The sequence below is a fragment of the Glycomyces artemisiae genome, assembly GCF_003002955.1.
GTDB classification, from domain to species: domain Bacteria; phylum Actinomycetota; class Actinomycetes; order Mycobacteriales; family Micromonosporaceae; genus Glycomyces; species Glycomyces artemisiae.
On the sequence record NZ_PVTJ01000003.1, the window covers coordinates 449,556 to 465,614 of the forward strand.

Annotated in this window: 12 protein-coding genes; 5 read left to right on the forward strand and 7 right to left on the reverse strand. The window is 70.8% G+C overall.

The genetic code is table 11. From position 1 onward, the window contains the following. Positions 1-141: 141 nt before the first annotated feature. The 3 genes from B0I28_RS10835 to B0I28_RS10845 all read right to left on the reverse strand — a co-directional run bounded on the left by B0I28_RS10835 (position 142) and on the right by B0I28_RS10845 (position 3,098). Entirely contained in the window at positions 142-774 is a 633-nt protein-coding gene (locus B0I28_RS10835; protein ID WP_106363821.1) for a hypothetical protein, read from the reverse strand. Between the two features lie 29 nt (positions 775-803). After that, positions 804-2,069 (reverse strand): hypothetical protein, encoded by a 1,266-nt coding sequence (locus B0I28_RS10840; RefSeq protein ID WP_106363822.1) that lies wholly within the window; start codon positions 2,067-2,069, stop codon positions 804-806. Positions 2,070-2,264: 195 nt separating this feature from the next. Beyond that, complete coding sequence (locus B0I28_RS10845) at positions 2,265-3,098, reverse strand: helix-turn-helix domain-containing protein (protein ID WP_146148040.1); 834 nt, start codon at positions 3,096-3,098, stop codon at positions 2,265-2,267. 90 nt (positions 3,099-3,188) lie between these two features. Between B0I28_RS10845 and B0I28_RS10850 the strand changes: the two genes are divergently transcribed. Next, entirely contained in the window at positions 3,189-4,457 is a 1,269-nt protein-coding gene (locus B0I28_RS10850; RefSeq protein WP_219926695.1) for a glycoside hydrolase family 27 protein, read from the forward strand. Between the two features lie 154 nt (positions 4,458-4,611). Further along, positions 4,612-6,216: a cellulase family glycosylhydrolase gene (locus tag B0I28_RS10855; protein WP_181245747.1), complete on the forward strand. Its 1,605-nt coding sequence runs from the start codon at positions 4,612-4,614 to the stop codon at positions 6,214-6,216. A gap of 37 nt (positions 6,217-6,253) precedes the next feature. Here B0I28_RS10855 and B0I28_RS10860 read toward each other — a convergent pair whose 3' ends face one another. Both B0I28_RS10860 and B0I28_RS10865 read right to left on the reverse strand, forming a co-directional pair. Next, positions 6,254-7,894 carry a PHP domain-containing protein gene (locus B0I28_RS10860; RefSeq protein WP_106363826.1) on the reverse strand — a complete coding sequence of 547 codons (1,641 nt, stop codon included), beginning with the start codon at positions 7,892-7,894 and terminating at the stop codon, positions 6,254-6,256. 107 nt (positions 7,895-8,001) lie between these two features. Beyond that, positions 8,002-9,462: a ricin-type beta-trefoil lectin domain protein gene (locus B0I28_RS10865; RefSeq protein ID WP_106363827.1), complete on the reverse strand. Its 1,461-nt coding sequence runs from the start codon at positions 9,460-9,462 to the stop codon at positions 8,002-8,004. Positions 9,463-9,615: 153 nt separating this feature from the next. Here B0I28_RS10865 and B0I28_RS10870 point away from each other — a divergent pair, with 153 nt between their 5' ends. Both B0I28_RS10870 and B0I28_RS10875 read left to right on the forward strand, forming a co-directional pair. Then, positions 9,616-10,659 carry a LacI family DNA-binding transcriptional regulator gene (locus B0I28_RS10870; RefSeq protein ID WP_106363828.1) on the forward strand — a complete coding sequence of 348 codons (1,044 nt, stop codon included), beginning with the start codon at positions 9,616-9,618 and terminating at the stop codon, positions 10,657-10,659. Positions 10,660-10,844: 185 nt separating this feature from the next. Then, positions 10,845-12,239 carry a glycoside hydrolase family 43 protein gene (locus B0I28_RS10875; RefSeq protein ID WP_106363829.1) on the forward strand — a complete coding sequence of 465 codons (1,395 nt, stop codon included), beginning with the start codon at positions 10,845-10,847 and terminating at the stop codon, positions 12,237-12,239. Positions 12,240-12,318: 79 nt separating this feature from the next. Here B0I28_RS10875 and B0I28_RS10880 read toward each other — a convergent pair whose 3' ends face one another. Together B0I28_RS10880 and B0I28_RS10885 are read right to left on the reverse strand one after the other, a co-directional pair. Next, positions 12,319-13,632, reverse strand: coding sequence for a ricin-type beta-trefoil lectin domain protein (locus tag B0I28_RS10880; protein WP_106363830.1), 1,314 nt, complete (start codon positions 13,630-13,632; stop codon positions 12,319-12,321). A 261-nt stretch (positions 13,633-13,893) separates the two neighbouring features. Next, on the reverse strand, positions 13,894-14,655 hold the full coding sequence (locus tag B0I28_RS10885; RefSeq protein ID WP_106363831.1) for a FadR/GntR family transcriptional regulator: 762 nt from the start codon (positions 14,653-14,655) through the stop codon (positions 13,894-13,896). 138 nt (positions 14,656-14,793) lie between these two features. Here B0I28_RS10885 and B0I28_RS10890 point away from each other — a divergent pair, with 138 nt between their 5' ends. After that, on the forward strand, positions 14,794-16,059 hold the full coding sequence (locus B0I28_RS10890; protein ID WP_106363832.1) for an ABC transporter substrate-binding protein: 1,266 nt from the start codon (positions 14,794-14,796) through the stop codon (positions 16,057-16,059).

Sequence of the window (16,059 nt, forward strand, 5' to 3'; positions counted from 1 at the left end):
GATGCGGGCCGACGACAGCAGATACGCCGCGAACCCGTGCAGCGGTTGCGCCTCGAACGCGCACAATGGGCGGACCCGTCGCCTACGCTGGTCGCCATGGACCTCGCCTGCCTGCGAGGTGACACCGCTGCCGAGCTCTGCTCACTGGTGGCGGCGGCGGAGGTCGATTCCTGAGCCGTCGCTCAGCAGCATGCGACGGTAGAGGCCGGCGGGCTTGGTGCGGCGCAGGATTCTGGTCTTGCGGGTGCGGTGGACCTCTTCGCAGGTGTAGCGGCCTTCGCGCACTTCGAGAACGGTGTCGACCTGGACGTGTCCGTCGATCTTCGTCTTAGGCCCTGAACCGCTCCAGAACTTGCTGTAACTGCGTCCAACGGGCGCCACGAACGCCAGACGCTGGTCGGTGAGCACCCACCAGCCGCGACGGCGAAGCGCCGGGCTGAGCAGGCGACCGGCGTCGGAATTGTCGCCGCGGCCGTGTACGACCACGGCGGGTCCCTTGGTGCGCTTCTGCTTCGAAGGCACGTCACCGCCGGCGCTGGCGCCGCTGAGTCCCTCGGCCAGGAACACCAGTAGGGCCAGCATGACGACCGATCCCACGATCCACAGCAGCACCGTGCCGACGACCGTCAAGATGCGCTTGGCGAGCTGCTCAGGCGGCCACGGCGGCCTTGGGACGCCTTCGAGAACCGGCAGCTTCCATACCGGTGCGAACTCGATCAGCCGCTCGTCCGGGCGCAGCCAGTTCGGTTCGAGTACCCGGCGCGCGTCGCGCATCAGGTCGAGCTTCGGCGGTCGCTTCCCACTCATCTGCCGTCGAGTTCCCCCTGCAGATTCCCGAACGCAGTCGCGGCCTCGCCGTCGGCGGCCTCGTAGTCCTCAGCACAGGAGCGAAGGCTCGATGCGCTGGCGGTGTGGGCCGCGGACATGTTCCCGATGATCTCGACCATGCCGTTCCCCGCGTCCTGGTACTTGCCTGCGAAAGCGATCCCGGGTAGGCCCCAGGTCATCTCGGCTGCGGTGGCGTCAGCGGCGACGCCCTTGATCGCGTCGGCGTTGCCTGTCAGGCCTTCGAGCGCGGTCGCGGTCTGCACGAGCTCGTCCGGGTCCACGTAGGTGCCGGCGCTGGAGGCGCGACTGATCTGGCCCTGGTAGTCGCTCCCGCCTCCGAGGGCGCCCGCGCCCAAGGCGACTGCGCCGAGACCACCGGTGAGCGCCGCCGTCACACCGGCCTTCGCGCCCATTGCCGCGAGCATGCCGACCCAGTTCCCGAGGCCTCGCTTGAGGACCGGGTTGTCGAGCACGAACTTGCCGAGCACGCCGAGGATCTTCCCGAAGATCCGGTTGCACTCACTGAGCTTCTTGAAGCCACGGCTGAACATGGAGAACGACTTGTAGGCGGCGGACAGGAGGAACGTCGCCACCGAGGCTCCGAAGGACCAGGTGCTGTTCATGAGCGCGATGAGGCCGCGGGTGATGAGCCATGAGACGAGTTCGGCGAGGATCGACTTGATGACGTCGTAGATGGTCTCCGCGAGCAGTTCCGCCCAGCCGAGGAGGGTCTGTACTCCAGCGGCTTCGTTGGACGCGGCGAAGATCGAGGCTTCGAGTGCGGTGAGCTGTTCGAACGCCGCGTCGGAGGCGTCGCCGGTCCAGGTCCTGAGATTCTCGTTCACGGCTGCGGCGTTCTCTTCCCTCAACGCGCCCAGCGCTTCCGAGACCTGCCCCCAGACCTCGCCCTGCCGCTTCATCTCCTCGGGGTCGCCCGAGACCATGTAGAGGAGTTCGTTGAGAGGTTCGACGAGTTCCAGGACGATGCTGAGACCGGCCTGCGCGAGGGCGTAGATCGGGTCCTGGATCGCGAATGCGGCTTCGAGGGCGAGCGCGGCGATGTCGCCGGGGATCGCGGCCGCAGAGGCGAGCCGGTCGTCGCCAGTGACAGCGTCGTAGATGTGGTCGGCCATTTTCAGGCCGCTCTTGACGACGGGAGTGTCCTCGGCCATGTTGCGGAGGGCGCCGTCCTGCTGCGGGGTGGGGTACTGGGTGATGTCAGAACCGTACTGATCCGACATTCGTGCTCCTCTAGGCGGATGGGCGGCCGCCGACCGGGGTATCGGCGGTCTTCCAAAGCTATCGCAGCGGCGCAAGGCTGCTGTGGTGGTCAGGTGCGGTGTCGACAGTCGTTCGAGCCGCTGCCGTCCAGCGCCCCACCGAGCAGTCGGTCGTCCGGAGCCCAGCCGGACCGGAGGCGGACCGCCTCGTGCGGCTCACCGCGCCGGGCTGGAATGCCGCCGCGGGGCCAGTGCGGCGCGGTACTGGCCGGGGCTGGTCCCGACGGCCTTCGCGAACTGGGCGTAGAAGCTGCTGCCGGAGCCGAAGCCGGAGGCGTAGCCGACCGCGGCGCAGTCGAGGTCGGTGGTGGCGAGGAGGCGCTGGGCCTCGGCGACGCGGCGGCGCAGCAGGAACTCGCCGATCGTCATCTCCCAGGCCCGGCGGAAGACGGTCATGGCGTACTCGGTGTTCAAATGGGCCACGGCGGCGACGTCAGCGGCGGTGATCGGGTCGCGGAAGCGGTCCATGATGAACGCCGCCATCGCGAGCGGCCGCGGGACCGGGGCCTGCCCGCCGCCGTTCGAGGCGCGCGCGGCCGAGAGCGTGCGCCGGACCTGGGCCTGGACCTCCAGGAGGGCGGTGGCCGCGTCGCCGCTGGCGAAGTCGGCCTCCCAGCGCCGCCAGACGCCGACCGCGTCGACGTCGGCGGGCACGGGCGCGAGCGCGGGCCGGCCTTCGAGGAGGGCGCGCAGGTCGGCCGCGGGCAGGTCCCAGGTGAGCACGGTCGACAGCGGCACGTGCGCCCAGCAGACCTCGGCGGGCGCGCCTTCGGGTTCGAGCAGGAGGTGCGGCGGGCTCGCCCAGAACACGGCCGCCTGGCCCTGCTCGACGCGCAGGCGCCGCTCCCCCATGAGGTACTCGATGGCGCCGCGGGTGACGATGTTCAGTTCGATGTCGTCGTGGCTGTGCGCGCGCTGCATCGCCGGAGCCGTCCCGCGGGCGACCCAGACCCGGGCGCTCGCGAGCTCCACCACCGCTTCTACGTTCACGAGGGGCGATGGTAGCCGAACAAAGGATCCCGGACGAACCGCGAAGCGGACCGGATCCGCGGCGGCCCGATCCGGCCTACCGTTGTCCGCATGACGACGACCTCTGCGCGGAAACTCGCCGCGCGCCGCGCGCCCATGGGATGGAACAGCTGGGACTGCTTCGGCGGCTCCGTGACCGAGGACGAGGTGATCGCCAACGCCGAGTTCATGGCCGCGCACCTGAAGGAGTTCGGCTGGGACACGATCGTGGTCGACATCCAGTGGTACGAGCCCGACCCCGGCGAGCACCGCTACAACGACGTCGCCGACCCGGTCCTGGACGCGTGGGGGCGCCAGCTCCCGGCCCCGAACCGGTTCCCGTCGGCCTCGGACGGATCGTTCAAGGCCCTCGCCGACCGCGTGCACTCGCTGGGCCTGCGGTTCGGCGTGCACATGATGCGTGGCATCCCGAAGAAGGCCGTGGAGCTCGACCTGCCGGTCCTCGGCGGCGGCACCACCGCCGCGCAGATCGCCGACCGCGAGAACGCCTGCACCTGGAACCCGGACAACTACGGCATCGACCACGCCGCGCCGGGCGCCCAGGCGTACTACGACTCGCAGGTGGCGCAGTTCGCCGAGTGGGGCGTGGACTTCGTCAAGCTCGACGACGTGCTCCACCCGCCGACGCAGAGCGAGGACATCGCCGCGTACTCGCGCGCGATCGACCGGTGCGGGCGGCCGATCGTGCTCAGCCTCTCGCCGGGTAAGGCGCTGTCGCTCGCGCACCTCGACCACCTGCGGACGCATTCGGAGATGTGGCGGATCTCCGACGACCTGTGGGACGACTGGAGCGCCCTCCACGAGATGTTCCAGCGCGCCGCGCGCTGGGCGCCGCACCAGGTTTCGGGCGCGTGGGGCGACGCCGACATGCTCCCCTTGGGCCGCATCGGCATCCGCGCGCACGTCGGCGACGACCGGCTCTCGCGCCTGACGGTGGAGGAGCAGCGGACGATGCTCACGCTGTGGTGCGTGATGCGCTCCCCGCTCATGTTCGGCGGGCACCTGCCGGACACTCCGGCCGACACCCTCGACCTGCTGCGCAACCGCGAGGTCCTGGCCCTGCTCGACAGCAAGGGGAGCCGCGAAGTGGTGCGCGACCACTCGCTGGCCGTGTGGAAGGCCGACCTCGACGACGGCGCGGCGTTCGCGGTGTTCTGGTTCGGCGACGAGCCGGCCGAGCTCGACGTGCACCTGTCCGACGCCGGCGTGCCGCAGCGCGACAGCGTCCGGGACCTGTGGCGGGGCGTCGACGTCCCGGTCGAGGGCGGGAAGGTCCGCCTCGACGTCCCGGCCCACGGGAGTCGCCTCCTGCGCGTGTGAGCCCCGTGGTCCGCCTGCCGCGCCCGAAAGATCTGACGAATCCATTGACATTTTGGCATGTCCCGATGGATCATCATTTCATCGCCCGATCCAACTAATGTGCATCGGGGCCGCTCCAGGGGCGCGGCAGGCAGACTCAAAAGGGGGTGCGCTCGTGAGCGCAACCAGAAGAAGACTCAAGGCCGCGTTCGCGGCCCTGTTCCTGGCGGCGGCGGTCGGCGTGTCGGTCGCGAACTGGACGCCGCAGGCGTCGGCCGACACCATGACGCAGCTGAACGCCTCGCAGATCACCGCCGACATGGGCGCCGGGTGGAACCTGGGGAACAGCCTGGAGGCCAACGCCAACGGCATCCCCAGTGAGACCGCGTGGAACAACCCGACCGTGACGCAGGCGCTGATCGACAGCGTGCAGGCGGCCGGTTTCGACACCATCCGCATCCCCGTGTCCTATCTGAACTACATCGGCTCCGGTCCGGACTACACGATCAACGCCGCCTGGCTGAACCGCGTCCAGCAGGTCGTCGACTACGCGCACAGCCGCGGCATGTACGTGATCATCAACATGCACGGCGACGGTTGGAAGAGCACCAACGGCGGCTGGCTCATCTGCGACGCCGCCGACCAGTCCACGATCAAGGCCAAGTACCAGAAGGCCTGGCAGCAGATCGCGAACCGGTTCCGCGACTACAACGAGCACCTGATCCTCGAATCCATGAACGAGGAGTTCGACGGGCAGTACGGCGCCCCCACCCAGCCCTGCTACTCGAACATCAACGCCTACAACCAGATCTTCGTCGACACCGTGCGCCAGACCGGCGGGAACAACGCCTCGCGGTGGCTGCTCGTCCCCGGCTGGAACACCAACATCGACTACACCACCGGCAACTACGGGTTCGTGATCCCCACGGACGACTACCGCTCCCCCACCATCCCCAGCGGTGAGCGGCGCATCATGATCTCGGTCCACTACTACGACCCGTGGGACTTCACCGGCAACGAGAGCAGCGGGATCACCCAGTGGGGACCGAACGCGCCCGACCCGTCCAAGACGGGCACCGGGGGCCAGGAGGACCACATGGACGCGCAGCTGAAGAAGACCTACGACGCGTTCGTCTCGAAGGGCTACCCGGTCGTCGTCGGCGAGTTCGGCGCGATCGACAAGTCGTCGCAGGACTCGGTGAACCACCAGTCCCGGCAGGACTTCGCGCGCTACATGGCCGCCACGTCCAAGCAGTACGGCGCCGTCCCGGTCTACTGGGACAACGGCTGGAACGGCCAGTACGGGTTCGGGCTGTTCGACCGGTCCAACAACACCGTGACGCAGCAGGGCATCATCGACGCGATCATGAGCGGCCTCGGCGGCGGGCAGTCGTCGGGCTCGTCCGCGATCGTGGGCGCGGCCTCGAACCGGTGCCTCGACATCCCGAACTCGTCCACCACGAACGGGACCCAGGCGCAGCTGTGGGACTGCAACCAGGGCTCGAACCAGACCTTCACACGCACCGCATCGGGCGAGCTGAAGGTCGGCGGCAAGTGCCTCGACGCGTCCGGCTGGGGCACCGCGAACGGCACCAAAGCGGTGATCTGGGACTGCTCGGGCGGCGCGAACCAGCGCTGGAACGTCAACGCGAACGGCACCATCACCAACGCGCACAACGGCCTGTGCCTCGACGCCAGCGGCGGCGCGACCGCCAACGGCACCCAGATCATCCTCTGGGCGTGCAACGGCGCCGCGAACCAGCGCTGGAGCTTGAGGTAGCCCCGACCGACTGGCGCCCGCCGACGGTCGGCGGGCGCTAGTCGGTGCTCGCGAAGATCGGGTTGGTGTAGAACCAGAGGTCTTCCCAGGGGTCGACTTCGCCGGGGACGTCGGGGGCGGGGCCGAGGGGGTCGATCTCGGTGCCGAGATATCCCGGTTGGCTCCGCTTGCCGTCGGTGCCGCGGACGCGGACGTACATGCCGGATTCGACGGTGAAGGTGTGGACGAGTTCGATCGAGCCGGTCTCGTCGCCCACGTCCCAGGAGTGGACGACGCGGGTGCCGGGCGCGGTCATGGTGTTCGGGTCGGCGGCGGGGCCGGTGACCTTCCCGGCGATGACGTCGACGCGGGCGAGGCGCGGGAGGAGGCCGGCGTAGTTGACGCGGTCGGCGAGGTCGATCGCGAGCACGAGTTCCACGTCGGTGCCGGGCCGCACGTCGAGTGTGCCGCCGAGCCCGGCGCGGTGCCGCGAGCCGCCTCGGCCCTTGACGCGCAGGCGCATGTCGAGTCCGGCGACGAGGTCGCCGAAGCAGACCCACATGCGTCCGGCGCGCATCGCGTCCATGACGGCGCGGTGGCTGAAGTCGGTGGCGCCCACCCAGGTCCGGTTGTAGGCGCCGGGCGGGAACGAGGAGTACTCGGCGACCGGGCGGCCGGTGCCGACCGGCGGCGGGTAGACGCCGGTGGACTCGAACGTGTCGCCCGCGTCGTTGTAGGGGATCGTGTCGTAGCCGGTCTGGTCGAGGGGGTCGACGGGGTTGCGGACCCAGTCGCCGCAGCCCTGGTGGCCGTCGGAGGTGGTGGTGATCCACCATTTGCGGCCCTCGGCGAGGAGGCTGTCCCACACGCCGCCGACGGTGGCGGTCATCCAGTCGAAGCCGCCCCAGGTGCGGTAGCTCTCGGCGGGGTAGCCGGGGAAGGAGTGGCCGCCGGGGTTCGAGTCGTAGAGGCCGCGTCCGCGGGCCATGCCGGGCGCGGGCAAGCCCGCGGCCTGGTGGCCGGGGGCGCCTTCGAAGCCGATGACGATGCCGGGGGTGGCGTCCTGCCAGGCGCGGAGCTCGGCCGGGGAGTCGATGCCCTTGCGGGCCGGGTGGTTCGGGAGGACGAGGGCGTCGGCGAGGCGGCCGTCTTCTACGGCGGCTTCGAGGTGGGCGAGGGCCTCGATCGCGAGCGCCTCGTTCTCGGGGGTGCCGTCGCGGGCGCCGACCACGTTGGCGTCGTAGGCGTTCACGAACTCCTGGAGGACCTCGGCCTCGCCGTCGCCGGGCGCCATCATGAGGGTGGTGTGCTCGCCCGCGGGGATGTTCCATTCGAGGCCGCCGAAGACGAGCAGGTCGTCGCCGTGGCGGTCGCGCGCGGCGGCGAGATCCTCGTGCCGCGGGGCGATGCTGTGGGCGGCGAAGGGTTTGTTGCCGTGGTCGGTGACGGCGATCCAGTCCAGGCCGCCCGCGATGGCGCGCACGGCCTGGTCGTCGATGCGGTACATGGCGTCGTTGCTGTAGCGGCTGTGGAGGTGGTGGTCGCCCGCCAGCCACAGGTACCCGCCGCGGCGCTCGCGGGCGGCGGCGGGAGTGGCGGCAGCGGCCGCCGCGGCGGTGCCGACGAGTCCGGCGCCGAGCAGGCCCGCGCCGCGCAGGAAGCCCCGGCGGTCGGTGCCTTCGGGGTATTGCTTGGTCATGGGGTCCTCCGGAGTGCGGCGGCCCGGCGGGCGCCGGGACGGAGTTGATCTTGATGGCTCCGCGGGTCCAGGAGCCGAACCGCCGCTGTCCGGGAGGTGAATTCGGGTCAGAGGGTCCAGTGCTGGTTGGCGGCGCCGGTGCAGGCGGCCTGCTGGAGGCGCACGCCGTTGGCGGCGCTGGAGCCGATCACGTCGAGGCACTTGCCGGAGTGGCGGGCGACCAGCTGGTCGTAGCCGCTCCCGGCGTCGCGGACCTGCCACTGCTGGTTGGTGCCGGTGCCGCAGGTCCACAGGATCGCCCGGGCGCCGTCGGCGGTCGAGGCGCCGCTGATGTCGAGGCACTTGCCCTGGGAGACGAGCTGCACGTAGCCGCCGCCGGCGTCGCGGAGCGTCCACTGCTGGTTGGCGCCGCCGTGGCAGTCGTACTGGATGATCTCGGCACCGTCGGCGGTGGAGCCGCCGACGACGTCGATGCACTTGCCGGACAGGCGGTTCACGATCGGGGTGGTGAGGCTGCCGCCGATGTCGTCGCCCCAGGCGTGGCGGATCCGGTCGGCGCCGGAGGCGTTGCGCACGGTCAGGTCGACGGCGGTGCCGCTGCCCGAGGCCGAGAACATGGAGTACCAGTCGTAGCCGATGGTGCCGGGCTTGCCGCCGATGGCGGGCCAGTAGGTGGAGCCCATGCGCTGCTCGCGGGCGACGTCGGTGACGGCGCGGAGGTAGCGCACGAAGTTGTCGGTGCTGGCGGCGTTCGCGTAGTCGCGGCCGTCGTTCATGGGCGCGCCGAACTCGGTGAGGACGGCGCGGGGGCCGCAGGAGCCGAGCTGGTCGCGCACGCTCTGCACCCACCCGGCGTAGTCCTTGGTGCCGTAGAAGAACTGGTAGTGGTGGAAGGAGACGAGCGTGCCGCTCAGGCGCGAGTCGGCGCAGATCGGCTTGGCGTCCTGGCTGAAGCCGGTGCCGCCGATGAGGATGCGGCCCTTGGGGATCGACGGCCGGGCGCTGATCCAGGAGGCGGCGACGTTCGTCCACTCGGTGGCGCTGTAGCCGTGGGGCTCGTTCATCGGCTCGAAGTACACGAGGCTGTTCGAGCCGTACTGGGAGGTGACGGTGTTCCACATCGAGTTGAAGGCGTTCATGTCGGTGATGCGCCCGCCGGAGGCCGCGCCGTCCTCCCAGTAGGCGAGGATGACCTTGAAGCCGCGGGCGGTGGCGGCGTCGATGGTGCCGCGGTAGGCGTTCCACCAGGCGGTGCCGACGGTGTGGGTGTTGACGGGGAGCCGGACGGTGTCGGCACCCATGGTCGCGGCCATGTCGGCGTAGATCGCGTCGGCCTTGGCGCGCACGGTGTCGTAGCTGTCGGACTGGCTCAGCCGGTCGAGGACGAGCGGGCCCTTGACGAAGTTGTCCCCCAGGACGGCCCAGTTGAAGCCGCGGAAGGCGCTGGTGTCGGCCGCGGCCGGGGCGGCCCCCGCGAGGACCGCGACGGGGGTGAGCAGCAGCGCGGACAGGAGCGCGAGGAGGAGGCGGGACAGGCGGCGCGACGGCCGGGGTGGTGAGCAGTTCATGAAGTGACCGTTTCTCGTGCGGGGGGCATGCGCGCGATCTCATGCGCCCGGAAGGTCGCGATTCCAGAACTAAATATAGAGATGCGTCAATACTATGTCAACGCTTGCCACGCGAGGCGGGACGACTGGGGCGCATGACGCTAGACTGCCGCGATGAGCAGCCCCATCCCCCCGGAGGCCGAGTCCGAGACGCCGGACGGCCCGCTGACGATCGCACAGCTCGCGGCCCTGGCGGGCGTCTCCACCGCCACGGTGTCCAAAGTGGTCAACGGCCGCGCCGACGTGGCCGCCGCGACCCGCGAGCAGATCGAGGCGCTCATCCGCACCCGCGGCTACCGCAGGCAGCGGCGGCCCGCCAAGACCGCGGCCCTGATCGACGTGCTCTTCCACGAGCTGCGCGGGTCCTACGCGATCGAGATCCTCAACGGGGTCGAGGAGGTCGCCCGCGAGCACCGGCTCGGCGTCGTCGTCTCCGAGCTCGGCGGGCGCCACGTGCCGGGCCAGGACTGGGTCGAGGAGGTCCTCGCGCGCCGCCCGCTCGGGGTCGTCTCGGTGTACTCAGGGCTGGCGCCCGACCAGAGCGACCGGCTCTACAGCCGCGACGTGCCGCTGGTGCAGCTCGACCCGACCGGCGACCCCGAGCACGACGCGCCGTCGGTGGGCGCCAGCAACTGGAACGGGGGCCTCAGCGCCGCAAGGCATCTCGTGGCGCTGGGCCACCGCCGCATCGGCGTCGTCGCCGGACCCGGCGACATGGAGGCCGCGCGGGCGCGCCTCGACGGCTTCCGGGCGGCCCTCGACCTCGCGGGCGTCCCGGCCGATCCCGGGCTCGTCCGCCACGGGGACTTCAGCATCGAGCGCGGCCGCGACCTCGCCGAGGAGCTGCTGCGGCTCGACGAGCCGCCCACCGCGATCTTCGCGGGCAACGACGGCACGGCCCTGGGGGTCTACCACGCGGCGGCGCGGCTGGGCGTGCGCATCCCCGAGGACCTGAGCGTCGTCGGCTTCGACGACCTGCCGAAGGCGCGGTGGATGATCCCGCCGCTCACCACGGTCCGCCAGCCGCTCAAGGGCATGGGCGCGGCCGCGGCCCGGATGGTCGTGGGCCTCGCCGCGGGCGAGACGCTGCCGCAGCAGCGGGTCGAGCTCGCCACCGAGCTGGTGGTGCGCGAGAGCACCGCCCCGCCGCGGCGCTGAGGCGGCCGGGCGAGGGGCCGCTCCGGCGGCCCGGATGTTCACGGTAAACGGCCAGGTATCGAACCATTTACATATAGGACTTCGATCGCTACCCTGGGGGCAGCATCCTAACGTTCGAGGAATCCCCCGAACGTTTCGTCGTCAGCGACCAGGGCGCGCACGGGCGCGGCCGGAGAGGCACCCCCATGTCCACACCCATCCCGAGAAGGCGGCGGCTCGCCGCGCTCGCGCTGGCCTTCGGGTTCGCGGCGGCCGCGCTGAGCCCGGCCGCCGAACCGTCGCCCTCCCCGGCACAGGCCGACAACCCGATCGTCCAGACCATCTACACCGCCGACCCCGCGCCGCTGGTCCACAACGGACGCGTCTACCTCTACACCGGCCACGACGAGGACGGCTCGACCTGGTTCACCATGAAGGAGTGGCGGGTCTGGTCCTCCGACGACATGGTCAACTGGACCGACCACGGCTCGCCGCTGAACATCGACACCTTCGCCTGGGCCCGCCAGGACGCGTGGGCGGGCCAGGCCGTGGAGCGGGGCGGCAAGTTCTACTGGTACGTGCCCGTGGTCAACGACGCCACCGGCCGCATGGCGATCGGCGTGGCCGTCGCCGACAGCCCCACCGGCCCGTTCCGCGACGCGATCGGGCGCCCGCTGGTCGAGAACGGCGAGATCGACCCGACCGTGTTCATCGACTCCGACGGGCAGGCGTACCTGTACTGGGGCAACCCGAACCTGTGGTACGTCAAGCTCAACGCCGACATGACGTCCTACTCCGGCGGAGTCAACCAGATCCCGCTGACCACGCAGGGCTTCGGGACCCGGCCCGGGGGCACGAGCCGGCCCACGCTGTACGAGGAGGGCCCGTGGGTCTACAAGCGGAACTCCCTGTACTACATGGTGTTCGCGGCGCAGTGCTGCTCGGAGTTCATCGCCTACTCGACCGCGCCCGGCCCGACCGGCCCGTGGACCTACCGCGGCACCGTCATGCCCACGCAGGGGTCGAGCTTCACGAACCACCCCGGGGTGATCGACTTCAAAGGGAGCTCGTACTTCTTCTACCACAACGGGGCCCTGCCGGGCGGCGGCGGCTTCACGCGGTCGGTGGCCGTCGAGCGCTTCGCGTACAACGCCGACGGCACGATCCCCCTCATCAACATGACCTCGACCGGGGCGCCGCAGGTCGGGACCCTCAATCCCTTCGTGCGCCAGGAGGCCGAGACGATCGCGTGGGCGAACGGCGTCGAGACCGAGCGGGCCTCCGAGGGCGGCATGAACGTCGGCTGGATCGAGAACGGCGACTGGATCAAGGTCAAGGGCGCCGCGTTCAACACGGGCGCGCGCTCGTTCACCGCGCGGGTGGCGTCGGCGACCTCGGGCGGGAGGATCGAGCTGCGGCTCGACGGTCCGAACGGGGCGCTCGTCGGCACCTGCACCGTCCCCGGGACGGGCGGCTGGCAGACCTGGACGAGCGTCTCGTGCCCCGTGAGCGGGGCGTCCGGGACGCACGACCTGTACCTGAAGTTCACCGGCGGCAGCGGCTACCTGTTCAATGCGAACTGGTGGCAGTTCACCGCTTAGCGGCGCAGCGGAACGGGCCTCCCTGCGAGGGGAGGCCCGTCCTGTCGTGCCCGGCGCTGAGGGCGCACCGGGCGTCCTGTCAGGCGAAGGTCCACTTCTGGCTCGCCGAGCCGTTGCAGGCCGCCAGGACCACGCCGGTGCCGTTCCCGGTGCCGCCGTTCACGGTCCCGAGGCACAGGCCCGACGCGACGCCGGTGACGGTGCCGTCGGCGTTCACGTTCCACTGCTGGTTGGCCCCGCCGTGGCAGTCCCAGATGATTGCCCGCGTGCCGGGGGCGGTGGCGGCGCCCTCGGCGTCGAGGCACTTGCCGCCGTAGACGGTCAGCTGCTTCGAGGAGGTGCGGGTCCACTGCTGGTTGGCGCCGCTGTGGCAGTCCCACAGCTGGGTGACGGCGCCGTTCGAAGTGGACTGCGCCGAGACGTCGAGGCAGCGGCCTGCCGCGGTGTTGCGGACCTCGTCGGCCCCGGCGGGCGGCGTGGAGGACGAGAACTGGCTGATGAACGCCCAGACCTCGTTCTTGACCCAGCTGCGGGCGCCGCTCTCGCAGCCCGTGCAGCCGTCGACCGGGCCCTGCTGGTGCCCGCCGTCGAAGGCGGCCCACTGGACCGGCTTCCCTTCGCGGCACGTGTACTTCGTGGTGATGTGGGTGCCGCTGCCCGAGGCGGGTTCGCGCGGGCTCAGCGAGGCGCAGCCGTTGTTGGCGACGAACCGGTCGCGCATGGCGCGCGCGTTCGGCATGGAGTCGGTGACGCCCTGGATGCCGAAGTACGCCACCGCGCCCGTGCCGCCGGAGCAGCCGCTCACCGGCCCGGGGACCGAGATCGCGATGACCGCGCGGAACGTGTCGGGCCGCGCGCAGGCGAGGGCGTAGCTGATCGCCCCGCCGTAGCTGAAGCCCAGGGAGAACCGCTGCGACTGGTCGACGCAGAGGTCCGCCTCGATCGTCCGGATCATGTCGTCGAAGAACGTCACGTCGCGGCCGTTCGGGTTGGCCCAGGCGTTGTCGAGGCCCTGCGGGGCCACGAAGATCGCCGAGCCGCCCGCCAGCGCGTCGAGCCCGTAGTGGGCGTAGACGGCGCCGTCGGAGCCGCCGGAGGCGACGTCGTTGGCGGTGCCGCCCCACCAGTGGTTGCCGAAGATCAGCTTGTGGGGCTTGGTGTTGTCGTAGCCGGACGGGACCTTGAGGATGAACGTGCGGTTCTGGCCGCTGCTCTGGATGGTGTGGGTGCCGCTGTTGAGCGTGGGGGCCTTACCGCACCCGCTGCTGGCCGCGGCGGTGACGTCGGCGGCGGGGGCCGCCGGTGCCTCGGCGGCCTGGGCCGTCGCGGCGCCGGTGAACGCCAGGACGGCCGCCGCCCCGAGGCAGGCGAGCGCGGATCTGAATCTCGACATGGTTGGAACTCCTTGCGGTTCAGGCTCTTCGGAGTCTGGACTGTGGACCGGCGCCGCATGAGAGGTCCGTGCAGGAGGATGCGGCCGTCCGAGTGCTGGAATCGCTCCCAGATCGCCTCGGATGAAGCCGTGCAACGCCTTGAATATCGACGTCAGTCTATATAGATTGGATGTATGCCGTCAAGAGTCGAGCGTTATCCGAAGTTCGCCGCCGAATGTCCGTGCCGCACAGGCGCAGACATCGGATCTCTGCGCCCTCGTTCAGCGTTCGAGGCGGTCGGGGTCCCCGGCCGCCGCGCGGCGCACGAGCCACGCCTCGGTGATGTGGGCGAACATCGCGGCGGCGGCGCCCTCGGGGTCGCGCGCGGCGATGCACTCGAAGACGCGCCGGTGGCCGCGGTTCGAGGCCTCGCACAGGGACCGCTCCGTGCGCCCCATGTACCGCGCGGTGTTGATGACCTGGCTCTCCAGGGACCGGACGACGGCGCGGGCGATGCGGTTCCCGGAGGCGCGCATGACGGTGTCGTGGAAGGCGCGGTCGTGCTCGTGGTAGGACTCCGGCTCGTCCACCAGCTCGTCCATGCGGTCGACGAGCTCGCGCATCCGGTCGAGGGCCGCGGCGTCGGCGGCGCGCGCGGCGACGTGGGCCATGTCGGACTCCAGGAGGCGGCGGGTGACGACGAGGTCGTCGAGGACGCCGAGGCTCTCGTCCTCGTCGATGGTCGCGGCGAGCACGAGCTCGTCGAGCATGTTCCAGGAGGCCGCGGGCAGGACCTGGGTGCCCGAGCCCTGCCGGATCTGCACCAGGCCCTTCTCCTGGAGGACCTTGACGGCCTCGCGGACCACGGTGCGGCTCACCGAGAACGCGTCGCACAGGGCGTGCTCGGCCGGGAGCGCCGAGCCGGCGGGGTAGTCGCCGCGGACGATGCGCTGCACCAGTTCGGCGGTGACGGCCTTGGCGAGGCTGGCGGGGCGCCGCGTCCACGTCGGCCGCGCGGGCCCGTCCTCGTGCGTCGTCGTCATCGGGCCTCCGTGTGCCGCCGCGCCGGTCGCGGATGCGGCTGAGTATACGTCACTCCATTGACGTAAGACGTCATACAAGTTATGTTTACCGCGACCCTCGGCCGGACCCCCCGGCCACCCCACGGAGAGTGATCTGCAATGAAGCGACGAGCACTGTGGTCGACCGCCCTCATCGCGCCGCTGGCGCTGTACGGCTGCGGCAGCGCCGCGGCACCGGAATCCTCCTCGGGCGGCGGCGACACGCTCGTGGTCTGGGACTGGAAGTCGGGCGACGAGGCCGCCAAGTCCTATATCGAGGCCGCGAAGGCCGACTTCGCCGAGCAGCATCCGGACGTCGAGGTCGAGTTCACGGCCCAGCCCTTCGACCAGTACTACAACCTCCTCGGCACGGCCATCCAGGCCGGCGAGGGCCCCGACGTGATGCTGTTCAACGGCGGCGGCCAGCTCCGCGACCGCACCGACGCGCTGGTGCCCCTCGACGACTTCGTCGCCGACGACATGGAGCGCCTGGCCGGGTGGGAGGCGTTCACCGCGGACGGGCACGTCTACGCCGCGCCGGTGACCCTGCAAGGCCACCCGCTCTACTACAACAAGGCCCTGTACGAGGCGGCCGGGCTCGACCCCGAGGCGCCCGCGGCCACGTGGGAGGAGTTCCTCGCCGACTGCGCCGCGATCACCGAGGCGACCGGCGCGGACTGCTTCGCCATGGGCAACAAGGAGGGCTACGGCATCCAGTTCTTCATGTCGGGCCTCGGACCGGGAATCCTCGGCCCGGAGGAGTACGACGCCTGGATCGCCGGGGACCGCGACTGGACCTCCCCCGGGGTGAAGCGGATCTTCGAGCTGTGGGTCGAGGCCGAGCAGGCCGGGCTCAACAACGACGGCGTCAACTCCACCGCGATGTTCAACGACGAGTTCGCGCTCTTCGACTCCGGGGAGGCCGCCCACGTCGTCGGCCTCATGTCCGACGTGGGCCACTGGAAGGAGTTCGGCGAGTTCATCGGCGACGAGAACGTCGGCGTCATGCCCGCCCCGGTCGTCAGCCCCGAGGCCGCGCCGGTCCTCCCCTACGACGGCGGCATCGGCTACGGCGTGGCCGAGTGGACCGACGACCCCGAGCTGGCCGCCGACCTGGTCCGGTCGCTCACCTCGACGTCCGCGCTGGAGGCGTTCTACGCCGACGCGGGGGCCATCGCCGCGGACACCACGATCGACGCCTCGGGCGCCGGGCCGGCGACCGCCGCCATCGTGGCGGAGCTGCCGACCGGCAAGCCCGCGCTGCACGTGGCGCTCTCGGCCGAGACCCTGGAGCTGATGGGCCGCCTCTCGCAGCAGCTCCTCAGCGGATCGGTCACAGTGGACGGCGCGCTCGCCCAGCTCGCCGAGAGCGACGGGGCGGCCTAG

Excerpts from the sequence above, each read along its gene's own strand:
- B0I28_RS10875 (WP_106363829.1), top strand. The coding sequence starts at position 10,845 with ATGTCCACACCCATCCCGAGAAGGCGGCGGCTCGCCGCGCTCGCGCTG.
- B0I28_RS10860 (WP_106363826.1), bottom strand. The coding sequence starts at position 7,894 with ATGACCAAGCAATACCCCGAAGGCACCGACCGCCGGGGCTTCCTGCGC.
- B0I28_RS10835 (WP_106363821.1), bottom strand. The coding sequence starts at position 774 with ATGCGCGACGCGCGCCGGGTACTCGAACCGAACTGGCTGCGCCCGGAC.
- B0I28_RS10865 (WP_106363827.1), bottom strand. The coding sequence starts at position 9,462 with ATGAACTGCTCACCACCCCGGCCGTCGCGCCGCCTGTCCCGCCTCCTC.
- B0I28_RS10840 (WP_106363822.1), bottom strand. The coding sequence starts at position 2,069 with ATGTCGGATCAGTACGGTTCTGACATCACCCAGTACCCCACCCCGCAG.
- B0I28_RS10885 (WP_106363831.1), bottom strand. The coding sequence starts at position 14,655 with ATGACGACGACGCACGAGGACGGGCCCGCGCGGCCGACGTGGACGCGG.
- B0I28_RS10870 (WP_106363828.1), top strand. The coding sequence starts at position 9,616 with ATGAGCAGCCCCATCCCCCCGGAGGCCGAGTCCGAGACGCCGGACGGC.
- B0I28_RS10880 (WP_106363830.1), bottom strand. The coding sequence starts at position 13,632 with ATGTCGAGATTCAGATCCGCGCTCGCCTGCCTCGGGGCGGCGGCCGTC.
- B0I28_RS10850 (WP_219926695.1), top strand. The coding sequence starts at position 3,189 with ATGACGACGACCTCTGCGCGGAAACTCGCCGCGCGCCGCGCGCCCATG.
- B0I28_RS10890 (WP_106363832.1), top strand. The coding sequence starts at position 14,794 with ATGAAGCGACGAGCACTGTGGTCGACCGCCCTCATCGCGCCGCTGGCG.